Annotated in this window: 15 protein-coding genes and 1 riboswitch; of the genes, 12 read left to right on the top strand and 3 right to left on the bottom strand. The window is 68.0% G+C overall.

Annotation, left to right across the window (positions count from 1 at the left end; all coding sequences use genetic code 11):
- Nucleotides 1–101 precede the first annotated feature (101 nt).
- The 7 genes from DVH29_RS08735 to DVH29_RS08705 all read left to right on the top strand — a co-directional run bounded on the left by DVH29_RS08735 (nt 102) and on the right by DVH29_RS08705 (nt 7006).
- Entirely contained in the window at nt 102–740 is a 639-nt protein-coding gene (locus DVH29_RS08735) for a DUF1028 domain-containing protein (protein ID WP_114645794.1), read from the top strand.
- Between the two features lie 235 nt (nt 741–975).
- Nucleotides 976–1195: riboswitch (cobalamin riboswitch) on the top strand.
- Nucleotides 1196–1295: 100 nt separating this feature from the next.
- Nucleotides 1296–2084, top strand: coding sequence for a (2Fe-2S) ferredoxin domain-containing protein (locus tag DVH29_RS08730; protein WP_114645793.1), 789 nt, complete (start codon nt 1296–1298; stop codon nt 2082–2084).
- Complete coding sequence (locus DVH29_RS08725; RefSeq protein ID WP_114645792.1) at nt 2081–3022, top strand: ABC transporter substrate-binding protein; 942 nt, start codon at nt 2081–2083, stop codon at nt 3020–3022. The genes DVH29_RS08730 and DVH29_RS08725 overlap by 4 nt, the downstream gene beginning before the upstream one ends.
- Before the next feature lie 70 nt (nt 3023–3092).
- A complete protein-coding gene (locus DVH29_RS08720; protein ID WP_114645791.1) occupies nt 3093–4103 on the top strand; it encodes a FecCD family ABC transporter permease in 1011 nt (336 codons plus the stop codon).
- Entirely contained in the window at nt 4093–4848 is a 756-nt protein-coding gene (locus DVH29_RS08715; RefSeq protein ID WP_114645790.1) for an ABC transporter ATP-binding protein, read from the top strand. The genes DVH29_RS08720 and DVH29_RS08715 overlap by 11 nt, the downstream gene beginning before the upstream one ends.
- A 69-nt stretch (nt 4849–4917) precedes the next feature.
- Nucleotides 4918–5835 (top strand): pseudouridine-5'-phosphate glycosidase, encoded by a 918-nt coding sequence (locus tag DVH29_RS08710; protein WP_114645789.1) that lies wholly within the window; start codon nt 4918–4920, stop codon nt 5833–5835.
- Nucleotides 5836–6109: 274 nt separating this feature from the next.
- Entirely contained in the window at nt 6110–7006 is an 897-nt protein-coding gene (locus DVH29_RS08705; protein ID WP_114645788.1) for a carbohydrate kinase family protein, read from the top strand.
- 16 nt (nt 7007–7022) lie between these two features.
- Here the strand turns inward: DVH29_RS08705 and DVH29_RS08700 are convergent, their stop codons facing one another.
- From DVH29_RS08700 to DVH29_RS08690, 3 genes are read right to left on the bottom strand one after another with little or no spacing between them, the layout of a single operon-like run.
- Nucleotides 7023–7952, bottom strand: coding sequence for an electron transfer flavoprotein subunit alpha/FixB family protein (locus DVH29_RS08700; protein ID WP_114645787.1), 930 nt, complete (start codon nt 7950–7952; stop codon nt 7023–7025).
- Nucleotides 7949–8698 carry an electron transfer flavoprotein subunit beta/FixA family protein gene (locus DVH29_RS08695; RefSeq protein ID WP_114645786.1) on the bottom strand — a complete coding sequence of 250 codons (750 nt, stop codon included), beginning with the start codon at nt 8696–8698 and terminating at the stop codon, nt 7949–7951. Before DVH29_RS08695 ends, DVH29_RS08700 begins: the two co-directional genes overlap by 4 nt.
- Nucleotides 8699–8709: 11 nt before the next feature.
- A complete protein-coding gene (locus DVH29_RS08690) occupies nt 8710–9162 on the bottom strand; it encodes an Lrp/AsnC family transcriptional regulator (RefSeq protein ID WP_114645785.1) in 453 nt (150 codons plus the stop codon).
- A 144-nt stretch (nt 9163–9306) separates the two neighbouring features.
- On the opposite strand from DVH29_RS08690, the gene DVH29_RS08685 reads away from it, so the two are divergent.
- The 5 genes from DVH29_RS08685 (at nt 9307) to glpD (ending at nt 16065) form a co-directional block, all read left to right on the top strand.
- Nucleotides 9307–10560 (top strand): thiamine pyrophosphate-dependent enzyme, encoded by a 1254-nt coding sequence (locus tag DVH29_RS08685; protein ID WP_114645784.1) that lies wholly within the window; start codon nt 9307–9309, stop codon nt 10558–10560.
- A gap of 220 nt (nt 10561–10780) precedes the next feature.
- Nucleotides 10781–11800: an alpha-ketoacid dehydrogenase subunit beta gene (locus DVH29_RS08680; RefSeq protein ID WP_114645783.1), complete on the top strand. Its 1020-nt coding sequence runs from the start codon at nt 10781–10783 to the stop codon at nt 11798–11800.
- Nucleotides 11797–13005, top strand: a complete 1209-nt coding sequence (locus DVH29_RS08675; RefSeq protein ID WP_114645782.1) for a dihydrolipoamide acetyltransferase family protein — start codon at nt 11797–11799, stop codon at nt 13003–13005. The genes DVH29_RS08680 and DVH29_RS08675 overlap by 4 nt, the downstream gene beginning before the upstream one ends.
- Nucleotides 13002–14153: an isovaleryl-CoA dehydrogenase gene (locus tag DVH29_RS08670; protein ID WP_114645781.1), complete on the top strand. Its 1152-nt coding sequence runs from the start codon at nt 13002–13004 to the stop codon at nt 14151–14153. The genes DVH29_RS08675 and DVH29_RS08670 overlap by 4 nt, the downstream gene beginning before the upstream one ends.
- 340 nt (nt 14154–14493) lie before the next feature.
- Entirely contained in the window at nt 14494–16065 is a 1572-nt protein-coding gene (gene glpD / locus DVH29_RS08665) for a glycerol-3-phosphate dehydrogenase (protein WP_114645780.1), read from the top strand.
- Nucleotides 16066–16089 lie beyond the last annotated feature (24 nt).

Raw genomic sequence — 16089 nt, 5'->3', positions numbered from 1 at the left:
CAGAGTGCCGAGGAGGCGCTGGTCCGGAAAATAATTTATCAGCATAAATGGACGTGGCAACCGATTTATCGCTATAAATTCTCTCCAGGAGATATGTTGCCATGACCTTCTCGATCCTCGCCCGCGATCCCGCCACCGGCGCGCTGGGCGTCGCCACGGCGACCGGCGGCCCCGCCGTGGGGCAATTGGTGCCCCATGCAAGGGCCGGGGTCGGCGCGCTGGCCACCCAGGGCTATACCAACCCCCTTTACGGCCCGGACGGGCTGGCGGCGTTGGAGACGGGGCAGGGCAGCGAGGCGGTGGTCTACGCCCTCACCACCGCCGATCCGGGGCGCGAGAAGCGGCAGCTGATCGTCATCGACGCCAGCGGGCGCACGGCGGGCTGGAGCGGGGCGGAACTGACCCCCAGCGTCGGCCTGCATCTCGAACCCGGCCTGGCCATCGCCGGCAATCTTCTGGGCGGACCCGACGTGGTGCCGGCTATGGCGGCGGCGTTCCTCGCGGCCGGCGGCCCGCTGGAGCTGCGCCTGCTGGCGGCGCTGACGGCGGCGGAGGCGGCGGGAGGCGACGCGCGGGGCATCCAGTCGGCGGCGATCACGGTGGTCACCGACCAGCCCTATCCGGCCATCGACGTGCGGGTGGATCAAGCGGCCCACCCGCTGGCGGAGCTGGCGACGGTGCTCGATCTGGTGCGCAGCGGCAGCTACGCGGCGTTCTTGGCGGAACTGCCACGGCGGTGAGGCGGGGCGGGCGGCGGGCGCGGGTGCTTGTTGCGAGTCAGCGCCCCCCTCATCCGTCTCGGACCTGTCGGTCCGATCCACCTTCTCCCACCAGGGGAGAAGGGAGTCCCAGGGGCGGCGCCGGTCTTTCCTTCTCCCCTGGTGGGAGAAGGTGGCCGCGGAGCGGTCGGATGAGGGGGCGCTGAGCTGGCGAGCGGCAGATGCGTTCGGTCTTGCCTTGCTCCCGGGCACTGGGTATGAGTGGGGCGCTGACGGTTCCGCCAAGTGAAGCGCGGATGAAAAGGGAATGCCGGTGCGGAGTACCCATAAGGGGCCAAATCCGGAGCTGCCCTCGCAACTGTAAGCGATGAAAAGGCAATGCCAAGCCACTGATTTATACAATCGGGAAGGGGTGTTGCCGCGCTTTTTTAAAGCACATCGCGAGCCAGGAGACCTGCCGCCTGCAACAGACCAACACGCCGGACGAGGTGCGCCGGCAGGGGGCATGGATGGTATTTGACGCGCACAGATCGCCGCGAACGCTCGTCCCGCCTTCTCGCAAGAGAAGGTGGAGCGATGACGGCTGACCCGACCGCTTTTTCCAAGGTTTTGACCCGATCGCCGGATGCGGCCCCGGCCGGCACCACGCCGGACGCCGTGCTGTTCCTCGTCTCGCAACCCTATGTGCAGGGAAGGCGCCTCAAGGCGCTGGAGGCGGGGCTGGCCGCAGCCGCTCCGGTGCCCTGCGCGGTGGCGCGCATGGAGGGCAATGGCGCGGGCCCGATGACGGCACTGGACCAACTGGTCGCAGGGGGCGCGCGAAAAATTCTCGTGCAGCCGGTGGGCATCCCGTTTTCCGACAGCCTCTTTGCCTGGTTGCCCGGCGCGCTGGCCCATTGGCTGCGCCGATGCGGCCGGGACGATCTGCGCGTGGCGCTGGCCCGCGACCAGATCGGGGACGGGGCGCTGCTGGCGGCGCTGGCGCGATCGGCCGTCGCACGGGCCGGGGAGGCGCGGGAAATCGGGCCTGAGGCCGGGTCGCTCGACGGGGCGGGCTGGGACGAGGTGCCGGCCTATCGCCACCATTTGCTGGTGTGCAGCGGGCCGCGCTGCCATTTCCGCGAGGCCGGACCGCTCAGGACCGTTCTTGCAGAGGAACTGCGCCGGCAGGGCGTGGCGCGCGATTGCCTCGTCGCCACCACCGGCTGCCTGTTCCCCTGCAACAACGGCCCTGTGGTGGCCCACTACCCCGCCGGCCGCTGGTATCGCCTGCACGATGCAGGCGCGGTCTCCCGCTTCGTCTCCACCGTCCTCAGGGACGGGGGGACGCTCCCCGAACTGATCATCCATGAGGTAACCCAATGACGTTTTCGCGCCTGTCCCTCGCCGCCGCCGCGACGCTGCTCGCCGCCCCGGCCATGGCCCAGTCCATCGATAGCTGTAACGAATTGAGCTTCTCCTATGACGCGCCGCCCAGCCGCGCCATCTCGGTGTTCCAGCAGGCCACCGAATACATGCTGGCCCTCGGCCTCGAGGACCGGCTGATCGCCACAGCCTATCTTGAGGACGAGATCCCGGCGCAATGGCGCGCGGCCTATGACAGCATCGACACCCATTACGAGGAGGTGCCGGCCCGCGAAGTGGTGCTGGCGACCAATGCGGATTTCCTGCTGTCGGGCTTCGTCTCGGCCTTCCGCGACGAGCAGCTGGGCAGCCAGCAGGAATGGCACGATCTGGGGGTGGGCACCTATCTGGTCAACTCCGAATGCCGCACCATCTATGACGGCACCGAGCCGATGACCACCGATCCGATCTTTGTCGATATTGAGCGGCTGGGCGCCCTGTTCGGGGTCGAGGAGCGGGCCGGCGAGGTGGCGGCCGACATCAGGGCCCGGCTCGACGCCATCCGCGACGACAATGCCGGCGAAGGGCTGACGGCATTCCTGTTCGATTCGGGCACGGATACGCCCTATTCGGCGGGCTGCTGCGGCTCGCCCGCCCTGTTGCTGGCGAGCGTGGGGCTGACCAATATCGCCGCCGATGTGGAAGGCCGTTGGGCCGAACTGGCCTGGGAAGCGGTGGTGGTCGCCGATCCGGACGTGATCGTCATCAACGACGCCGTGTGGTCCACGGCGCAGGAAAAGATCGACTATATGGAAGCCGATCCGGTGCTCTCGCAGCTGCGGGCGGTCAAGGACCAGAACTATGTGTCGGTGCCGTTCTCGGAAACCATTCTGGGCATGCGCTTCGTCGATGGGGTGGAGCGGCTGTCGGCCGGCCTCGACGCCCTCGATCTCGACTGAACCCGGCCGGGGTGAGGGGGAAACGGCCCTCTCACCCAGCCTTCTCTTTTTCGTATAGACTTTCGACGCCATGAACCGAGCCCCCTACGGCCTGACGCTGACCCTTGCGCTGCTGGCGCTGATCCTCGCCATGCTGGCCGGCGCCTTCTGGGGCACCGCCCAATTGCCATGGGACGAGCGGCTGCGCGCCCTGTTCCGCCTGCCCGACGCCCAGCCCAATCTGCAGCTGATCGTCTGGGAATGGCGCCTGCCGCGCGTGCTCATGGTGGCCATGGTCGGGGGCGCGCTGGCGCTGTCGGGGGTGATCCTGCAGGCGCTGCTGCGCAATCCGCTGGCCGATCCCTATCTGCTCGGCCTCTCCTCGGGGGCCTCGGCGGCGGCCACCGCGGCCATCGTCTGGCTGCCGGCGGCGTTCGTCGCCAGTTTCGGGCTCGAATTGCTGGCCTTTCTCGGGGCGATGCTGGCCTTCATCCTCACCCTGGGCCTCGCCTTCCAGCCGGGCAGGGGCATGGACAAGCTGGTGCTCATCCTGGCCGGGGTGGCGATTTCGCTGTTCTTCCAGTCGGTCTCCTCCTTCTTCCTGCATCTGGCCGAACCGCATGTGACGCGCAATGCGCTCTCCTTCCTGATGGGCTCGGCTGCGGGCACGCGCTGGGGCGATATCCCGCCGCTCGCCATCGTGCTGCCGCTGGGCTTTATCGTGGTCCTCGCCAGCGCGAAAATGCTCGACGCGGTGCTGCTGGGGGACGAGCGCGCCGTGGCGCTGGGGGTGCCGCTGCCGGTGCTGCGCTTCGGGCTGCTGTCGCTGGCGGCCCTGCTCACCGGGCTTGCCGTGGCCGGGGCGGGGATCGTGGGCTTTGTCGGCCTCGTCGTGCCGCATCTGGCGCGCATGGTGGTGGGGGCGCCGCATGGGCGCCTGCTGTCCATCGCGGTGCTGTTCGGCATGATCACCCTGGTCGTGGTCGACCTCTTGAGCCGCACCCTGCTGGCGCCCGAGGAATTGCCGCTGTCGGTGCTGCTGGCGCTGTTTGCCGCGCCGCCCTTCGTCTATATCCTGCGGAGGGTGCGCCGTGGCCTCTGACCCGATCCTCGCCGTCGAGGCCGTGGGCCTCAAGAAGGGCGGTTCGACCCTGCTCGACAACGTCTCCTTCGGCCTCGAACGCGGGCGCTTCCACGCGCTGCTCGGGCCCAACGGGGCGGGCAAATCGAGCCTGATGCGCATTCTCTACCGCGCCGAGACCGACAATTCGGGCACCGTGGCCGTGGAAGGAAGATCGCTTCGGGACTGGCCGCGCAAGGCCTATGCGGCCAAGCTGGGGGCGCTGGTGCAGGAGGCGGTGTCGCTGTCCGGGCTGTCGCTGGCCGAGGTGGTGGGGCTGGGCCTCCTGCCCCTCGCCCTGCCGCGCGCCGAGGCGGCGGCGCGTTCGGCCGAGGCGCTGGCCCTGGTGGGGCTGGGCGCGCGGGCCGGGGAGGACGCGGCCCATCTCTCGGGCGGCGAGCAGCAGCGGCTGTTCTTCGCCCAGCTCCTGGCGCTCGACCCGGACATCTATATTCTGGACGAGCCGCACAACCATCTCGACCTGCATTATCAATATGTGCTGCTCGACGCGGTGAAACAGCGCGGCAAGACGGTGCTGGCCTCGTTCCACGACCTCACCCTCGCGACGCGCTTCTGCGACCGCGCCTTCCTCCTCGACGGCGGAAAACTGGTGGCGGCGGGCCCGCTCGAGGCGGTGCTTACCCGCGAGCGGCTGGCCAGCGTCTACCGCATCGACGCCGATTTTCGCGCGGACGGGGTGCAAATCCGCGGGGCGATCGCTGGCTGACCGGCTTGCGCCGGGGCGCTTGCTGTGATTTGCCTTGTCGCCAGTGGTTCCGTTCCAGAGGTCCTCCCCGTGTCCGATTTCCTCGATATCTCGCCCGAGATCAAATACGCCATCGCCGACCGCCAGCCGGTGGTGGCGCTCGAATCCACCATCATCACCCATGGCATGCCCTATCCGCAGAACCTCGAAACCGCGCTGGCGGTGGAACAGGTGGTGCGCGACAATGGCGCGGTGCCCGCCACCATCGCCGTCATCGACGGCCAGTGCCATGTGGGCGTGGAGGGGGACCGGCTGGAGGTGCTGGCCCGCACCGGGCTCGCCGCCGCCAAGGCCTCGCGGCGCGACCTCGCCGCCATCATCGTGAAAAAGCTCACGGCCGGCACGACCGTCGCCACCACCATGCAACTGGCCCACAAGGCGGGGATCAAGATGTTCGCCACCGGCGGCATTGGCGGCGTGCATCGGGGCGCCGAAACCACCTTCGACGTCTCGGCCGACCTCGTGGAACTGTCCCAGACGCCGGTGACGGTGGTCTGCGCCGGCGCCAAGTCGATTCTCGACATTGCCAAAACCTTAGAAGTGCTTGAAACCTATGGCGTTCCGGTGATCGGATATGGCACGGAGACCTTCCCGGCCTTTTTCGCCCGCGAGAGCGGGCACGGGGTGGATTATCGCCTCGACACCCCCGAGGAGGTGGCGGCGCTGATCGCCATGCAGCGCGTGCTGGAGATGCGAAGCGGCGTCCTTGTCGCCAACCCGATCCCCGAGGCCGATGCGCTCGACGCCGAGGAGATCGACGCGCGGATCGCCGGGGCGATCGCCGATGCGGAGGCGGCGGGCGTGGGGCGCAAGGATGTGACGCCCTATCTGCTCAACCGGATTTTCGAATTGACCGATGGCCGGTCGCTGGCGGCCAATATCGCGCTGGTGAAGAACAACGCTGCGGTGGCGGCAAAGATCGCCGCGGCGCTGGAGCGGCGGGGCTAGGGCTGGGGCGACGGCGGAGTTGTTGCCGGCTGCGCCGGCACCCCCCTCCCATCCTCCCCCGCAAGGGGGGAGGTGTCGTGCTGGGGGCGCGGCGCGGTTGGTGGGTGATGGGGGCGTTTTGGGGCGGGGCGAAGGGCCGCGCGGAAAATGGCCACCGGACTCTCCAAACCAGAGAAACACCCTCCCCTTGACGGGGAGGGAGGGGTGGGGTGGAGCGGCAGGCGGTGGACCATTTTGCAGGCCCCGCGGCCCACAACGAACCAAGGGACAGGGTATGACAGCAAGCATATTGGTCGTCGGGGATGTGATCACCGATATTCTCGTGATGCCCGAGGGGCCGATGGTGCGGGGGACGGATACGGCGGCCAGCATTCGGCCGCTGCCGGGCGGATCGGGGGCCAATCAGGCGGTGTGGCTGGCGGCGATGGGGGTCGACGCCCATTTTGCCGGACGGGTCGGCGCCGCCGATGTGACCAGGCTCACCCGCTATTTCGAGGGGCAGGGGGTCGCCGCCCATCTGGCGGGGGACGACGAGCAGCCCACCGGCACGCTGATCTGCATCGTCGATCCCGATGGGGAACGCAGCTTTCTGACCGATCGCGGGGCCAATGCTCGGCTGGCCGCTGAGGACCTGCCGGCCGAATTGCTGGAAGGGCACGGGCGGCTGCACGTTTCGGGCTATGCCCTCTTCGCGCCCACGCCCCGCGCCGCCGTCAGGGGGCTGATGGACGAGGCGGCGCGGCGCGGGATTCCGGTCAGCATCGATCCGGCCTCGACGGGCTTTCTCGCCGCCGTGGGGCCGGACGCGTTCCTCGACTGGATCGCAGGGGCCGATATGGTGTTCCCCAATGCCGACGAGGCGGAATTGCTCACCGGGCACGCCGACCCCGATGCCCAGATCGCGGCGCTGCTCGCCCGGTTTCCGCGCGTGGTGCTCAAGCGCGGCGCGGCGGGCGCCATCTATGCCGAACGCGGCCGGCAAGCCGTGACGCTGCCGGCGCTCGATGTGCGGGCGCGCGACACCACCGGGGCGGGCGATGCGTTCCTCGCCGGCTTCATCGCGGCCCAAATGCGCGGCGAGACGCCGGAACAGGCGCTGGCCGCGGCGATCGAGGCCGGCGCGCGGGCGGTGGGCACCATCGGCGCCCAGCCAGCCGCGATGAACGGCTGAGGCCGGGGCGAAACGCTCAGAGGCTCTCGGTCAGTTCGGGGACCAGCTCGAACAGGTCGCCCACGAGGCCATAATCGGCGAGCTTGAAGATCGGGGCGTCGGGGTCCTTGTCGATGGCGACGATCACCTTGGCGTTCTTCATGCCGGCCAGATGCTGGATGGCGCCGGAAATGCCCACGGCGACATAGAGATCGGGGGCGACCACCTTGCCGGTCTGGCCCACCTGCCAGTCATTGGGGGCATAGCCGGAATCCACCGCGGCGCGGGAGGCGCCTATGGCGGCGCCCAGCTTGTCGGCCAAAGGCTTGATGATGGCGTTGAACTGCTCCTGCGAGCCCAGCGCCCGGCCTCCCGAAACCACGATGCGCGCATTGGCGAGCTCGGGGCCCTCGCTGGCGGCGGCCTCGCGCGAAACGAAGCGCGCCTTGGGCGCGGCGGGGGTGAAGGCGACCGGCTCGATCGGCGCCGCGCCGGTTTCGGCGACCGCGTCGAAGGCGGAAATGCGCACCGTGACCACGACCGTATCGGCGGTCGCTTCCACGGTTTGCAGCGCCGCGCCGGCATAGACCGGGCGTTCGAAGGCTTTGGGGCCCTTGACAGCGGTGATGTCGGACACCTGCATCACGTCGAGCAGGGCCGCGACGCGCGGCAGCACCGATTTGCCGGTGGTGGTGGCCGGGGCGAGGATATGGCCGTAATCGCCGGCCAGATGCACCACCAGTTCGGAGACCGGCTCGGCGAGCTGGTGGGCGAAGGCGGCATCGTCGGCGACCCGGACCCGGGCCACGCCGTCGAGCCTGGCCGCCGCATCGGCCACCGCGCCGCAATCGGCGCCGGCGACCAGAACGTCGATTGTGCCCCCGATGGCAAGCGCGGCGGCCACCGTCCGGGCGGTGGCCGGGGACAGGGCGGAATTGTCGTGTTCGGCCAGAACCAGAATGCTCATATGATCCGTGCCTCGTTCCTGAGTTTGTCGACCAGTTCGGCCACCGAGCCGACCATGACGCCGGGCTTGCGCTCGGGCGGGCGGGCGGTGGAGATGACGCGCAGCGTGGGCGCGAGCGAGATGCCGAGGCTGGCGGCGTCGATTTCTTCCAGTGGCTTTTTCTTGGCCTTCATCACATTGGGCAGCGACGCATAGCGCGGGACATTGAGGCGCAGATCGGTGGAGATGACGGCGGGGAGGTCGAGCTCGAGGGTTTCGAGCCCGCCATCGACCTCGCGGGTGACGCTGGCCTTGCCATCGGCGATCACCACTTTGGAGGCGAAGGTGGCCTGCGGCCAGCCGAGCAGGGCGGCGAGCATCTGCGCCGTCTGGTTGGAATCGTCGTCGATGGCCTGCTTGCCCATGATCACGAGATCGGGCGCCTGTTGGTCTACGATGGATTTGAGGATTTTCGCCACGGCCAGCGGTTCGATGGTCTCGTCGGTCTTGACGAGGATGGCGCTGTCGGCGCCCATGGCCAGCGCGGTGCGCAAGGTGTCCTGCGCCTGGGCCGGGCCGATGGACACGGCGACGATCTCGGCGGCGATGCCGGCTTCCTTGAGCTTGATGGCCTCCTCGACGGCGATCTCGTCGAAGGGGTTCATGCTCATTTTCAGATTGGCCAGATCGACCCCGGAGCCGTCGGCCTTGACCCTGACGGCGACATTGGCGTCGAGCACCCGCTTGACCGGTACAAGAACTTTCAAGGCGACTCTCCCTAAAGAGGCAGTTTGGTCGTGAGTTTGATGCATTTGAGCGCGAAATGCGAGTTGATGGCGATAACGCCCGGCAAATGCAACAGCTTGCGCTTCAAAAGCCGCTCATATTCCTCGATGGAGGCGACCAGCGCACGCACCACATAGTCGGTCTCCCCGCTCATGGAAAAGCATTCCACCACCTCGGGGAACTCGGCCACCTCGCGCTCGAAGGCCTCCAGCGTTTCCTCGTCATGCTGGCGGAGCTTGACATGGGCGAAGACGGTAATGTCCAATCCCAGCTTGCGCGGATCGAGGATCGACACCCGCTCCTTGATCACCCCGTCCTTTTCCAGCCGCTTGAGGCGTCGCCAGAAGGGCGTGTGGGAGAGCCCGACCCGCTCGGCCATGTCGGCGACCGACAGGGAGGAATCCTCCTGCACCACGGCGAGGATTTTCCGGTCCATTTCATCCATGTCGGTTTTTCCTCATTGTCGGCGGATTTGGAGGATAATATTGTCGTATAATTACGCATGAGGGTGAGAAATAAGTCAAGTTCTTCCCTCTGGTCGCGGTTAGACTGAACCTCATCGCGTGTTGCAATCGAGGAGGAGCGCAACATGGAGATATCGCGTACCGCACGGGGCGCCAACCGTCCCGCCCTGTCGCTCCATATCCCCGAACCGGCGACCCGGCCGGGGGACGTGCCCGATTTTTCCCGTATCACCGTGCCCGAGGCCGGCGCCATGCCGTGCCCCGACATCGCCACCCCGGAAGCCCAGATGCGCGACATGCCCTATGGGTTGATCCGGGTGCTCGACGAAAAGGGTCGGGCGGTCGGCCCCTGGGACCCGCGGCTCGACGAGGATACGCTGCGGGCCGGGCTCAGGGCCATGCTCAAGACGCGGCTGTTCGACGAGCGCATGTTCCGGGCCCATCGCCAGGGCAAGACCAGCTTCTACATGAAATCGCTGGGCGAGGAGGCGATCGGCGCGGCGCAGGCGCTGATGCTGGAGGCGGGGGACATGAATTTCCCCTCCTACCGCATGCTGTCCTGGCTGATGGCGCGCGACTATCCCCTCATCGATCTTTGCAACCAGATCTATTCCAACGAGCGCGACCCCCTGCGGGGGCGGCAATTGCCCATCCTCTATTCGGCGCGCGAATACGGCTTTTATTCCCTTTCGGGCAATGTGGGCTCGCGCTTCGGGCACGCGGTGGGCTGGGCCATGGCCTCGGCCTATAAGGGCGGCGACGCCATCGCGGTCGGCCATGTAGGGGACGGCACCACGGCGGAGGGCGATTTCCACGAGGCGCTGACCTTCGCCTCGGTCTACCGGGCGCCGGTCATCCTGTGCATCGAGAACAATCAATGGGCGATTTCGTCCTTTTCCGGCATTGCTGGGGCCGGGGCGACCACCTTCGCCGCCAAGGCCATCGCCTATGGCATGCCCGGGTTGCGGGTCGACGGCAATGATTTCCTCGCCGTCTGCTCGGCGACGCTGTGGGCGGCGGAGCGGGCGCGGGCCAATCACGGGCCGACGCTCATCGAATTCTTCACCTATCGGGCGGCCGGCCATTCCACCTCGGACGATCCGACCCGCTATCGCCCGGCCGAGGAGGCGGCGCAATGGCCGCTCGGCGACCCGCTGGAGCGGCTCAAGGACCACCTCATCGCCCTGGGCGCCTGGGACGCGGCGCGGCACGAGGCGCTGGCCGCCGAACTGACCGCCGAGATCCGGGCGGCATCCCGGCAGGCCGAGGCGGTGGGCACGCTGGGCCAGTCCAAGCCCAATCCGCGCGAAATGTTCGAGGATGTGTTCGCCGAACCCGACTGGCGCATCATCGAGCAGCGGCGGGAGGCGGGGGTGTGAGGAAGATGGCGGCGGAACGGGCGTTGGCGTGATCGCCCCCGACCCGCTCAGCGCCCCCCTCATCCGCCCCTTCGGGGCACCTTCTCCCACCAGGGGAGAAGGAAAGATTGGGGCGAGCGTTGGAAAAATCACCGGCGCCCGCAAGGGGGCGCTGCGCTTCAACACGCACAAATGCCGGCTTGCACCCGGCCGCGCCGAGGAATGATCGAGGAGGAGTGCCATGCCGGCCATGACCATGATCCAGGCGCTGAATTCGGCGCTGGATGTCAAGCTGGGGAGCGATCCCGATGCGCTGATCTTCGGCGAGGATGTCGGCTATTTCGGCGGCGTGTTCCGCGTCACCGAAGGATTGCAGAAGAAATACGGCGCAAGGCGTTGTTTCGACTCGCCGATCTCCGAGGGCGGCATCGTCGCCACGGCCATCGGCATGGGCGCCTATGGCCTGCGGCCCATCGTCGAGATCCAGTTCGCCGACTATATCCTGCCCGCCTACGACCAGCTGGTCTCGGAAGCGGCGCGGCTGCGCTACCGCTCCAATGGCGAGTTCTGGTGCCCGATCACCGTGCGCTCGCCCTATGGCGGCGGCATTTTCGGCGGCCAGACCCATTCCCAGAGCCCCGAGGCGATCTTCGCCCATGTGACGGGGCTGAAAACCGTGATCCCCTCCAACCCCTACGACGCCAAGGGCCTGCTCCTCGCCGCCATCGAGGAGGACGATCCGGTGATCTTCCTCGAACCCAAGCGGCTCTATAACGGCCCCTTCGACGGCCATCACGACCAGCCGCTGGTCACCTGGGCCGAGCACCCCCTGGGGGAGGTGCCGCAGGGGCACTACACGGTGCCGCTCGGCACGGCGCGGGTGATGCGCGAAGGGCGCGAGGCGACGGTTTTGGCCTATGGCACCATGGTCCATGTCTGCAACGCCGCCATCGCCGAAGCGGGGATCGACGCGGAACTGATCGACCTGCGCTCCATCGTCCCCCTCGATATCGAGACCGTCATCGCCTCGGTGCGCAAGACCGGGCGCTGCGTCATCGTGCATGAGGCCTCGCGCTATGGCGGGTTCGGGGGCGAACTGTCGGCGCTGGTGCAGGAGCGGTGCTTCTACCATCTGCGCGCGCCCATCGAACGGGTGGCGGGATGGGACACTCCCTATCCCCATGCGTTCGAATGGGACTATTTCCCCGGCCCCGACCGGGTGGCGAAGGCCCTGAAGCGCTGCGTGGAGGCGGTGGCATGAAACCCTATCTGTTCCGCCTGCCCGATATCGGCGAGGGGGTCGCGGAGGCCGAGATCACCGCCTGGCACGTCAAGGAAGGCGACCGGGTCGAGGAAGACCAGACCCTGGTCGACGTGATGACCGACAAGGCGACCATCGACATGACCTCGCCGGTGGCGGGACGGGTGGTGAAGATCCACGGCGCGGAAGGCGACAAGGCGCCGGTCGGCTCGGTGCTGGTGGAGCTCGAAATCGAGGGCGAGGATGGCGAGGCGGCAGAGGCCAGGGCGCCCGAGCCCACACCCCCGCCCGCGCCGGAACCGCCGGCGGAGGCATCGGAGGCCGCGTCGGAGCGCCCGGTCCTGGCCGCCCCGGCCACGCGGCGGCGGGCCCAGGATCTGGGGATCGACCTCGCGGAAGTGGGCGGGACCGGGCCGGAGGGGCGGATCACCGATGCCGATCTCGACGCCCATCTCAAGGCGAGCGGCCCCGCGCCGGTGGCCCGCGAGCGGCACGGCACAAAGGAGATCAGGCTCGTCGGGCTGCGGCGGCGGATCGCCGAGCGGATGGAGCTTTCGGCCCGCACCATCCCGCATTTCTCCTATGTGGAGGATTGCGACATGACGGCGCTGGAAGGGCTGCGCCGCGAGATCAACGCCGCGCGCCAGGGCGCGCAGCCCAAGCTGACCCTCTTGCCCTTCTTCATGCGGGGGCTGGCGCAACTGCTGCCCGACTTCCCCCATATCAACGCCCATTTCGACGGCGAGGCGGGGGTGCTGCGCCAGCACGAGGCCATCCATATCGGCATCGCCACCCAGACCGCCGAGGGGCTGATGGTGCCGGTGGTGCGCCATGTGGAGGCCCTCGACATCTGGGACTGCGCGCGCGAGATGAGCCGGGTGACCAATGCGGCGCGCGAGGGCCGGGCGGTGCGCGAGGAACTTTCCGGCTCGACCATCACCCTCACCAGCCTGGGGGCCCTGGGCGGGGTGGCGGCCACCCCGATCATCAACCACCCGGAAGTGGCGATCATCGGCCCCAACAAGCTGATGGGGCGGCCCGTTGTGGTCAACAACCAGATGACGGTGCGCACCATGATGAACCTCTCGGCGAGCTTCGATCATCGCATCGTCGATGGCTATGACGCGGCCAGGTTCATCCAGAGGCTGAAGCGGCTGCTGGAGAATCCGGCGCTGATCTTCATGGAAAAGAGGAGCCGGGGATGACCGATTTCGATTTTGCGCTTGGCGAGATGGCCGATACGATCCGCGAGACCACGGCGCGGTTCGCGCGCGAAAGGATTGCGCCGCGTGCGGCGGAGATCGACCGCAGCAACAGCTTTCCCATCGACCTCTGGCCGGACATGGGCGCGCTCGGCCTGCACGGGATCACCGTGGAGGAGGACTTCGGCGGGCTGGGACTGGGCTATCTCGAGCATTGCGTGGCGATGGAGGAGATTTCGCGCGCGTCGGCTTCGGTGGGGCTGTCCTATGGCGCCCATTCCAATCTGGCCGTCAACCAGATCCGGCGCTGGGGCAGCGACGACCAAAAGCGCAGATATTTGCCCCGGCTGATCTCGGGCGAGCATCTGGGCGCCCTCGCCATGTCGGAGGCGGGGGCCGGCTCGGACGTGGTCGCCATGAGCCTGCGGGCCGAGAGAAGGGGCGACCGCTACATCCTCAACGGCACCAAGTTCTGGATCACCAACGCGCCCCGGGCCGACGTGCTGGTGGTCTATGCCAAGTCCGATCCGGCGGCGGGGGCCAAAGGGATCACGGCGTTTCTGGTCGAGAAGGGCATGGCGGGCTTTTCGGTGTCGCCCAAGCTCGACAAGATGGGCATGCGCGGTTCGGACACGGCCGAACTGGTGTTCGCCGATTGCGCCGTGCCGGCCGAGAACGTCATGGGCGGCGAGGGGCAGGGGGTGAAGATTCTCATGTCGGGGCTCGATTACGAGCGGGTGGTGCTGGCGGCGGGGCCGCTGGGGATCATGCAGGCCTGCCTCGACACGGTGCTGCCCTATGTGCGCGACCGGCGGCAGTTCGGCAGCCCCATCGGCGGGTTCCAGTTGATGCAGGCCAAGGTGGCCGACATGTATGTGGCGCTCAATTCGGCGCGGGCCTATGTCTATGCCGTGGCGCGGGCCTGCGATGCGGGGCAGACGACGCGGTTCGACGCGGCGGGGGCGATCCTCCTCGCGTCGGAGAATGCGGTGCGGGTCTCGCTGGAGGCGGTGCAGGCGCTGGGCGGCGCGGGCTATACGCGCGAATGGCCGGTCGAACGCCTGGTGCGCGACGCCAAGCTCTACGACATCGGCGCCGGGACCAACGAAATCCGGCGGTTCCTGATCGGGCGGGAGGTGATCGGGGTGTGAGGTGCTTCATCCACGCTGGCGTGGTCGCGTTTGGCCCGCTCAGCGCCCCCCTCATCCGACTGCTACGCGGCCACCTTCTCCCCTAGTGGGAGAAGGTGGATCGCCCGAAGGGCGAGACGGATGAGGGGGGCGCTGACTCACAGCGAACACAAGCGCCCACAAGGCGCGGCATTTTCGCTCAGCTGGAGGGGTGCGGTGAGGCGGTGAGGCGTCCGGAAAGGCCGTCTGCGGGGCGGAGGGGCGGTGGACAGACGGGAGAACCCCCCGGCGACAATCGGTCGTAGCCACAAAACTGCAACTTTGTCCTCGTATGGGCGCCCGATCACGTCACGGGTGAATCATGACTTCCGAACAGAACGGGCCCCAGGGCCGGATTTTCGACCTGCTGGTCATCGGCGGCGGTGTCAACGGTACCGGCATTGCGCGCGATGCGGCGGGGCGGGGATATGCGGTCTGTCTCGCCGAGATGGACGACCTGGCCTCGGGAACCTCCTCGGCGTCCACCAAGCTGATCCATGGCGGGCTGCGCTATCTCGAGCATTACGAATTCCGCCTGGTGCGCGAATCGCTGGTCGAGCGCGAGGTGCTGTGGGCCAATGCGCCGCACATCATCTGGCCGCTGCGCTTCGTGCTGCCGCACCACAAGGGCCTGCGGCCCAAATGGCTGCTGCGGGCCGGGCTGTTCCTCTACGACCATATCGGCGGGCGCAAGCTGCTGCCCAGGACGCGACGGCTCGACCTGCGCCGCGATCCCCTGGGGCGGGCGCTCAAGCCCGGATATGGCGCGGCGTTCGAATATTCCGATTGCTGGGTCGATGATGCGCGGCTGGTGGTGCTCAACGCCCAGGACGCCGCGGCGCGGGGGGCGGAAATCCACACCCGCACCAAGGTCCTCGCCGCAAGGCGCAAGGCTGGCCATTGGGCGGTGACGGTGGAGGACGGCCCCTCGGGCACCGTCCGCACCATCGCGGCCCGCATGCTGATCAACGCGGCGGGGCCGTGGGTCGAACAGGCCCTGGCGACCGAGGCGGCGGCGGGAGACCGGCACGCGGTGCGACTGGTCAAGGGCAGCCATATCGTCGTGCCGCGCATCCATGACGACCGGCGCGCCTTCTTCTTCCAGAATTCGGACGGGCGCATCTTCTTCGCCATCCCCTATGAGGACGATTTCACCCTGATCGGCACCACCGACGAGGATTTCGAGGGCGATCCGGGCGCGGTGGCGATCTCGGACGCCGAGATCGATTATCTCATCGCCGGGGCCAATGATTATTTCGCCGAGGCGCTGGGTCGCGAAGACGTGATCTGGTGCTATTCGGGGGTGCGCCCGCTCTACAATGACGGGGCGGGCAAGGCGCAGGAGGCCACCCGCGACTATGTGCTCAAGCTGACGGGAGAGGCGGGGCAGGGGCAATTGCTCACGGTGATCGGGGGCAAGATCACCACCTATCGCCGCCTCGCCGAAGCGGCGCTGGAGCATGTGGAAACGGTGCTGGGGCCCAAGGGGGCGGCGTGGACGCGGACCGCGCCGCTGCCGGGCGGCGATTTTCCGGTGGAGGGCGTGGGGGCCGAGATCGACCGGCTGGCCGGCGATTATCCCTTCCTGTCGCGGGAGGAAGCGGTGCGCCTGATGCGCCATTACGGGACGCGGGCCCGGGCGCTGCTGGGCGCGGCGACGTCGCGGCCCGATCTGGGCTTTCACTTCGGCGCGGGGCTTTATGCGGCGGAAGTGGACTATCTCGTCGCCAGCGAATGGGCGCGGACGGTGGAGGACATATTGTGGCGGCGGACCAAGCTCGGACTGCGGGCGGGCGCGATCGATATCGACCAGCTCGCCGCCTATCTGCGGGCCGCGGACCCGGGGAACGATGACGCCGCTGGCGGATTGCCCCTCAAGGCTTCGAAGGCTTAACCAAACTCTCGCACTTTTTGTGCA

The sequence above is a fragment of the Pelagibacterium lacus genome, assembly GCF_003345525.1.
Lineage (GTDB): Bacteria > Pseudomonadota > Alphaproteobacteria > Rhizobiales > Devosiaceae > Pelagibacterium > Pelagibacterium lacus.
This window is presented reverse-complemented; position numbering and strand designations above follow the sequence as displayed.

Bases quoted from the DNA above. Each gene is read 5' to 3' on its own strand.
- DVH29_RS08735 (WP_114645794.1), top strand. From the start codon at position 102: ATGACCTTCTCGATCCTCGCCCGCGATCCCGCCACCGGCGCGCTGGGC.
- DVH29_RS08730 (WP_114645793.1), top strand. From the start codon at position 1,296: ATGACGGCTGACCCGACCGCTTTTTCCAAGGTTTTGACCCGATCGCCG.
- DVH29_RS08725 (WP_114645792.1), top strand. From the start codon at position 2,081: ATGACGTTTTCGCGCCTGTCCCTCGCCGCCGCCGCGACGCTGCTCGCC.
- DVH29_RS08720 (WP_114645791.1), top strand. From the start codon at position 3,093: ATGAACCGAGCCCCCTACGGCCTGACGCTGACCCTTGCGCTGCTGGCG.
- DVH29_RS08705 (WP_114645788.1), top strand. From the start codon at position 6,110: ATGACAGCAAGCATATTGGTCGTCGGGGATGTGATCACCGATATTCTC.
- DVH29_RS08700 (WP_114645787.1), bottom strand. From the start codon at position 7,952: ATGAGCATTCTGGTTCTGGCCGAACACGACAATTCCGCCCTGTCCCCG.
- DVH29_RS08690 (WP_114645785.1), bottom strand. From the start codon at position 9,162: ATGGATGAAATGGACCGGAAAATCCTCGCCGTGGTGCAGGAGGATTCC.
- DVH29_RS08685 (WP_114645784.1), top strand. From the start codon at position 9,307: ATGGAGATATCGCGTACCGCACGGGGCGCCAACCGTCCCGCCCTGTCG.
- DVH29_RS08680 (WP_114645783.1), top strand. From the start codon at position 10,781: ATGCCGGCCATGACCATGATCCAGGCGCTGAATTCGGCGCTGGATGTC.
- DVH29_RS08675 (WP_114645782.1), top strand. From the start codon at position 11,797: ATGAAACCCTATCTGTTCCGCCTGCCCGATATCGGCGAGGGGGTCGCG.
- DVH29_RS08670 (WP_114645781.1), top strand. From the start codon at position 13,002: ATGACCGATTTCGATTTTGCGCTTGGCGAGATGGCCGATACGATCCGC.
- glpD (WP_114645780.1), top strand. From the start codon at position 14,494: ATGACTTCCGAACAGAACGGGCCCCAGGGCCGGATTTTCGACCTGCTG.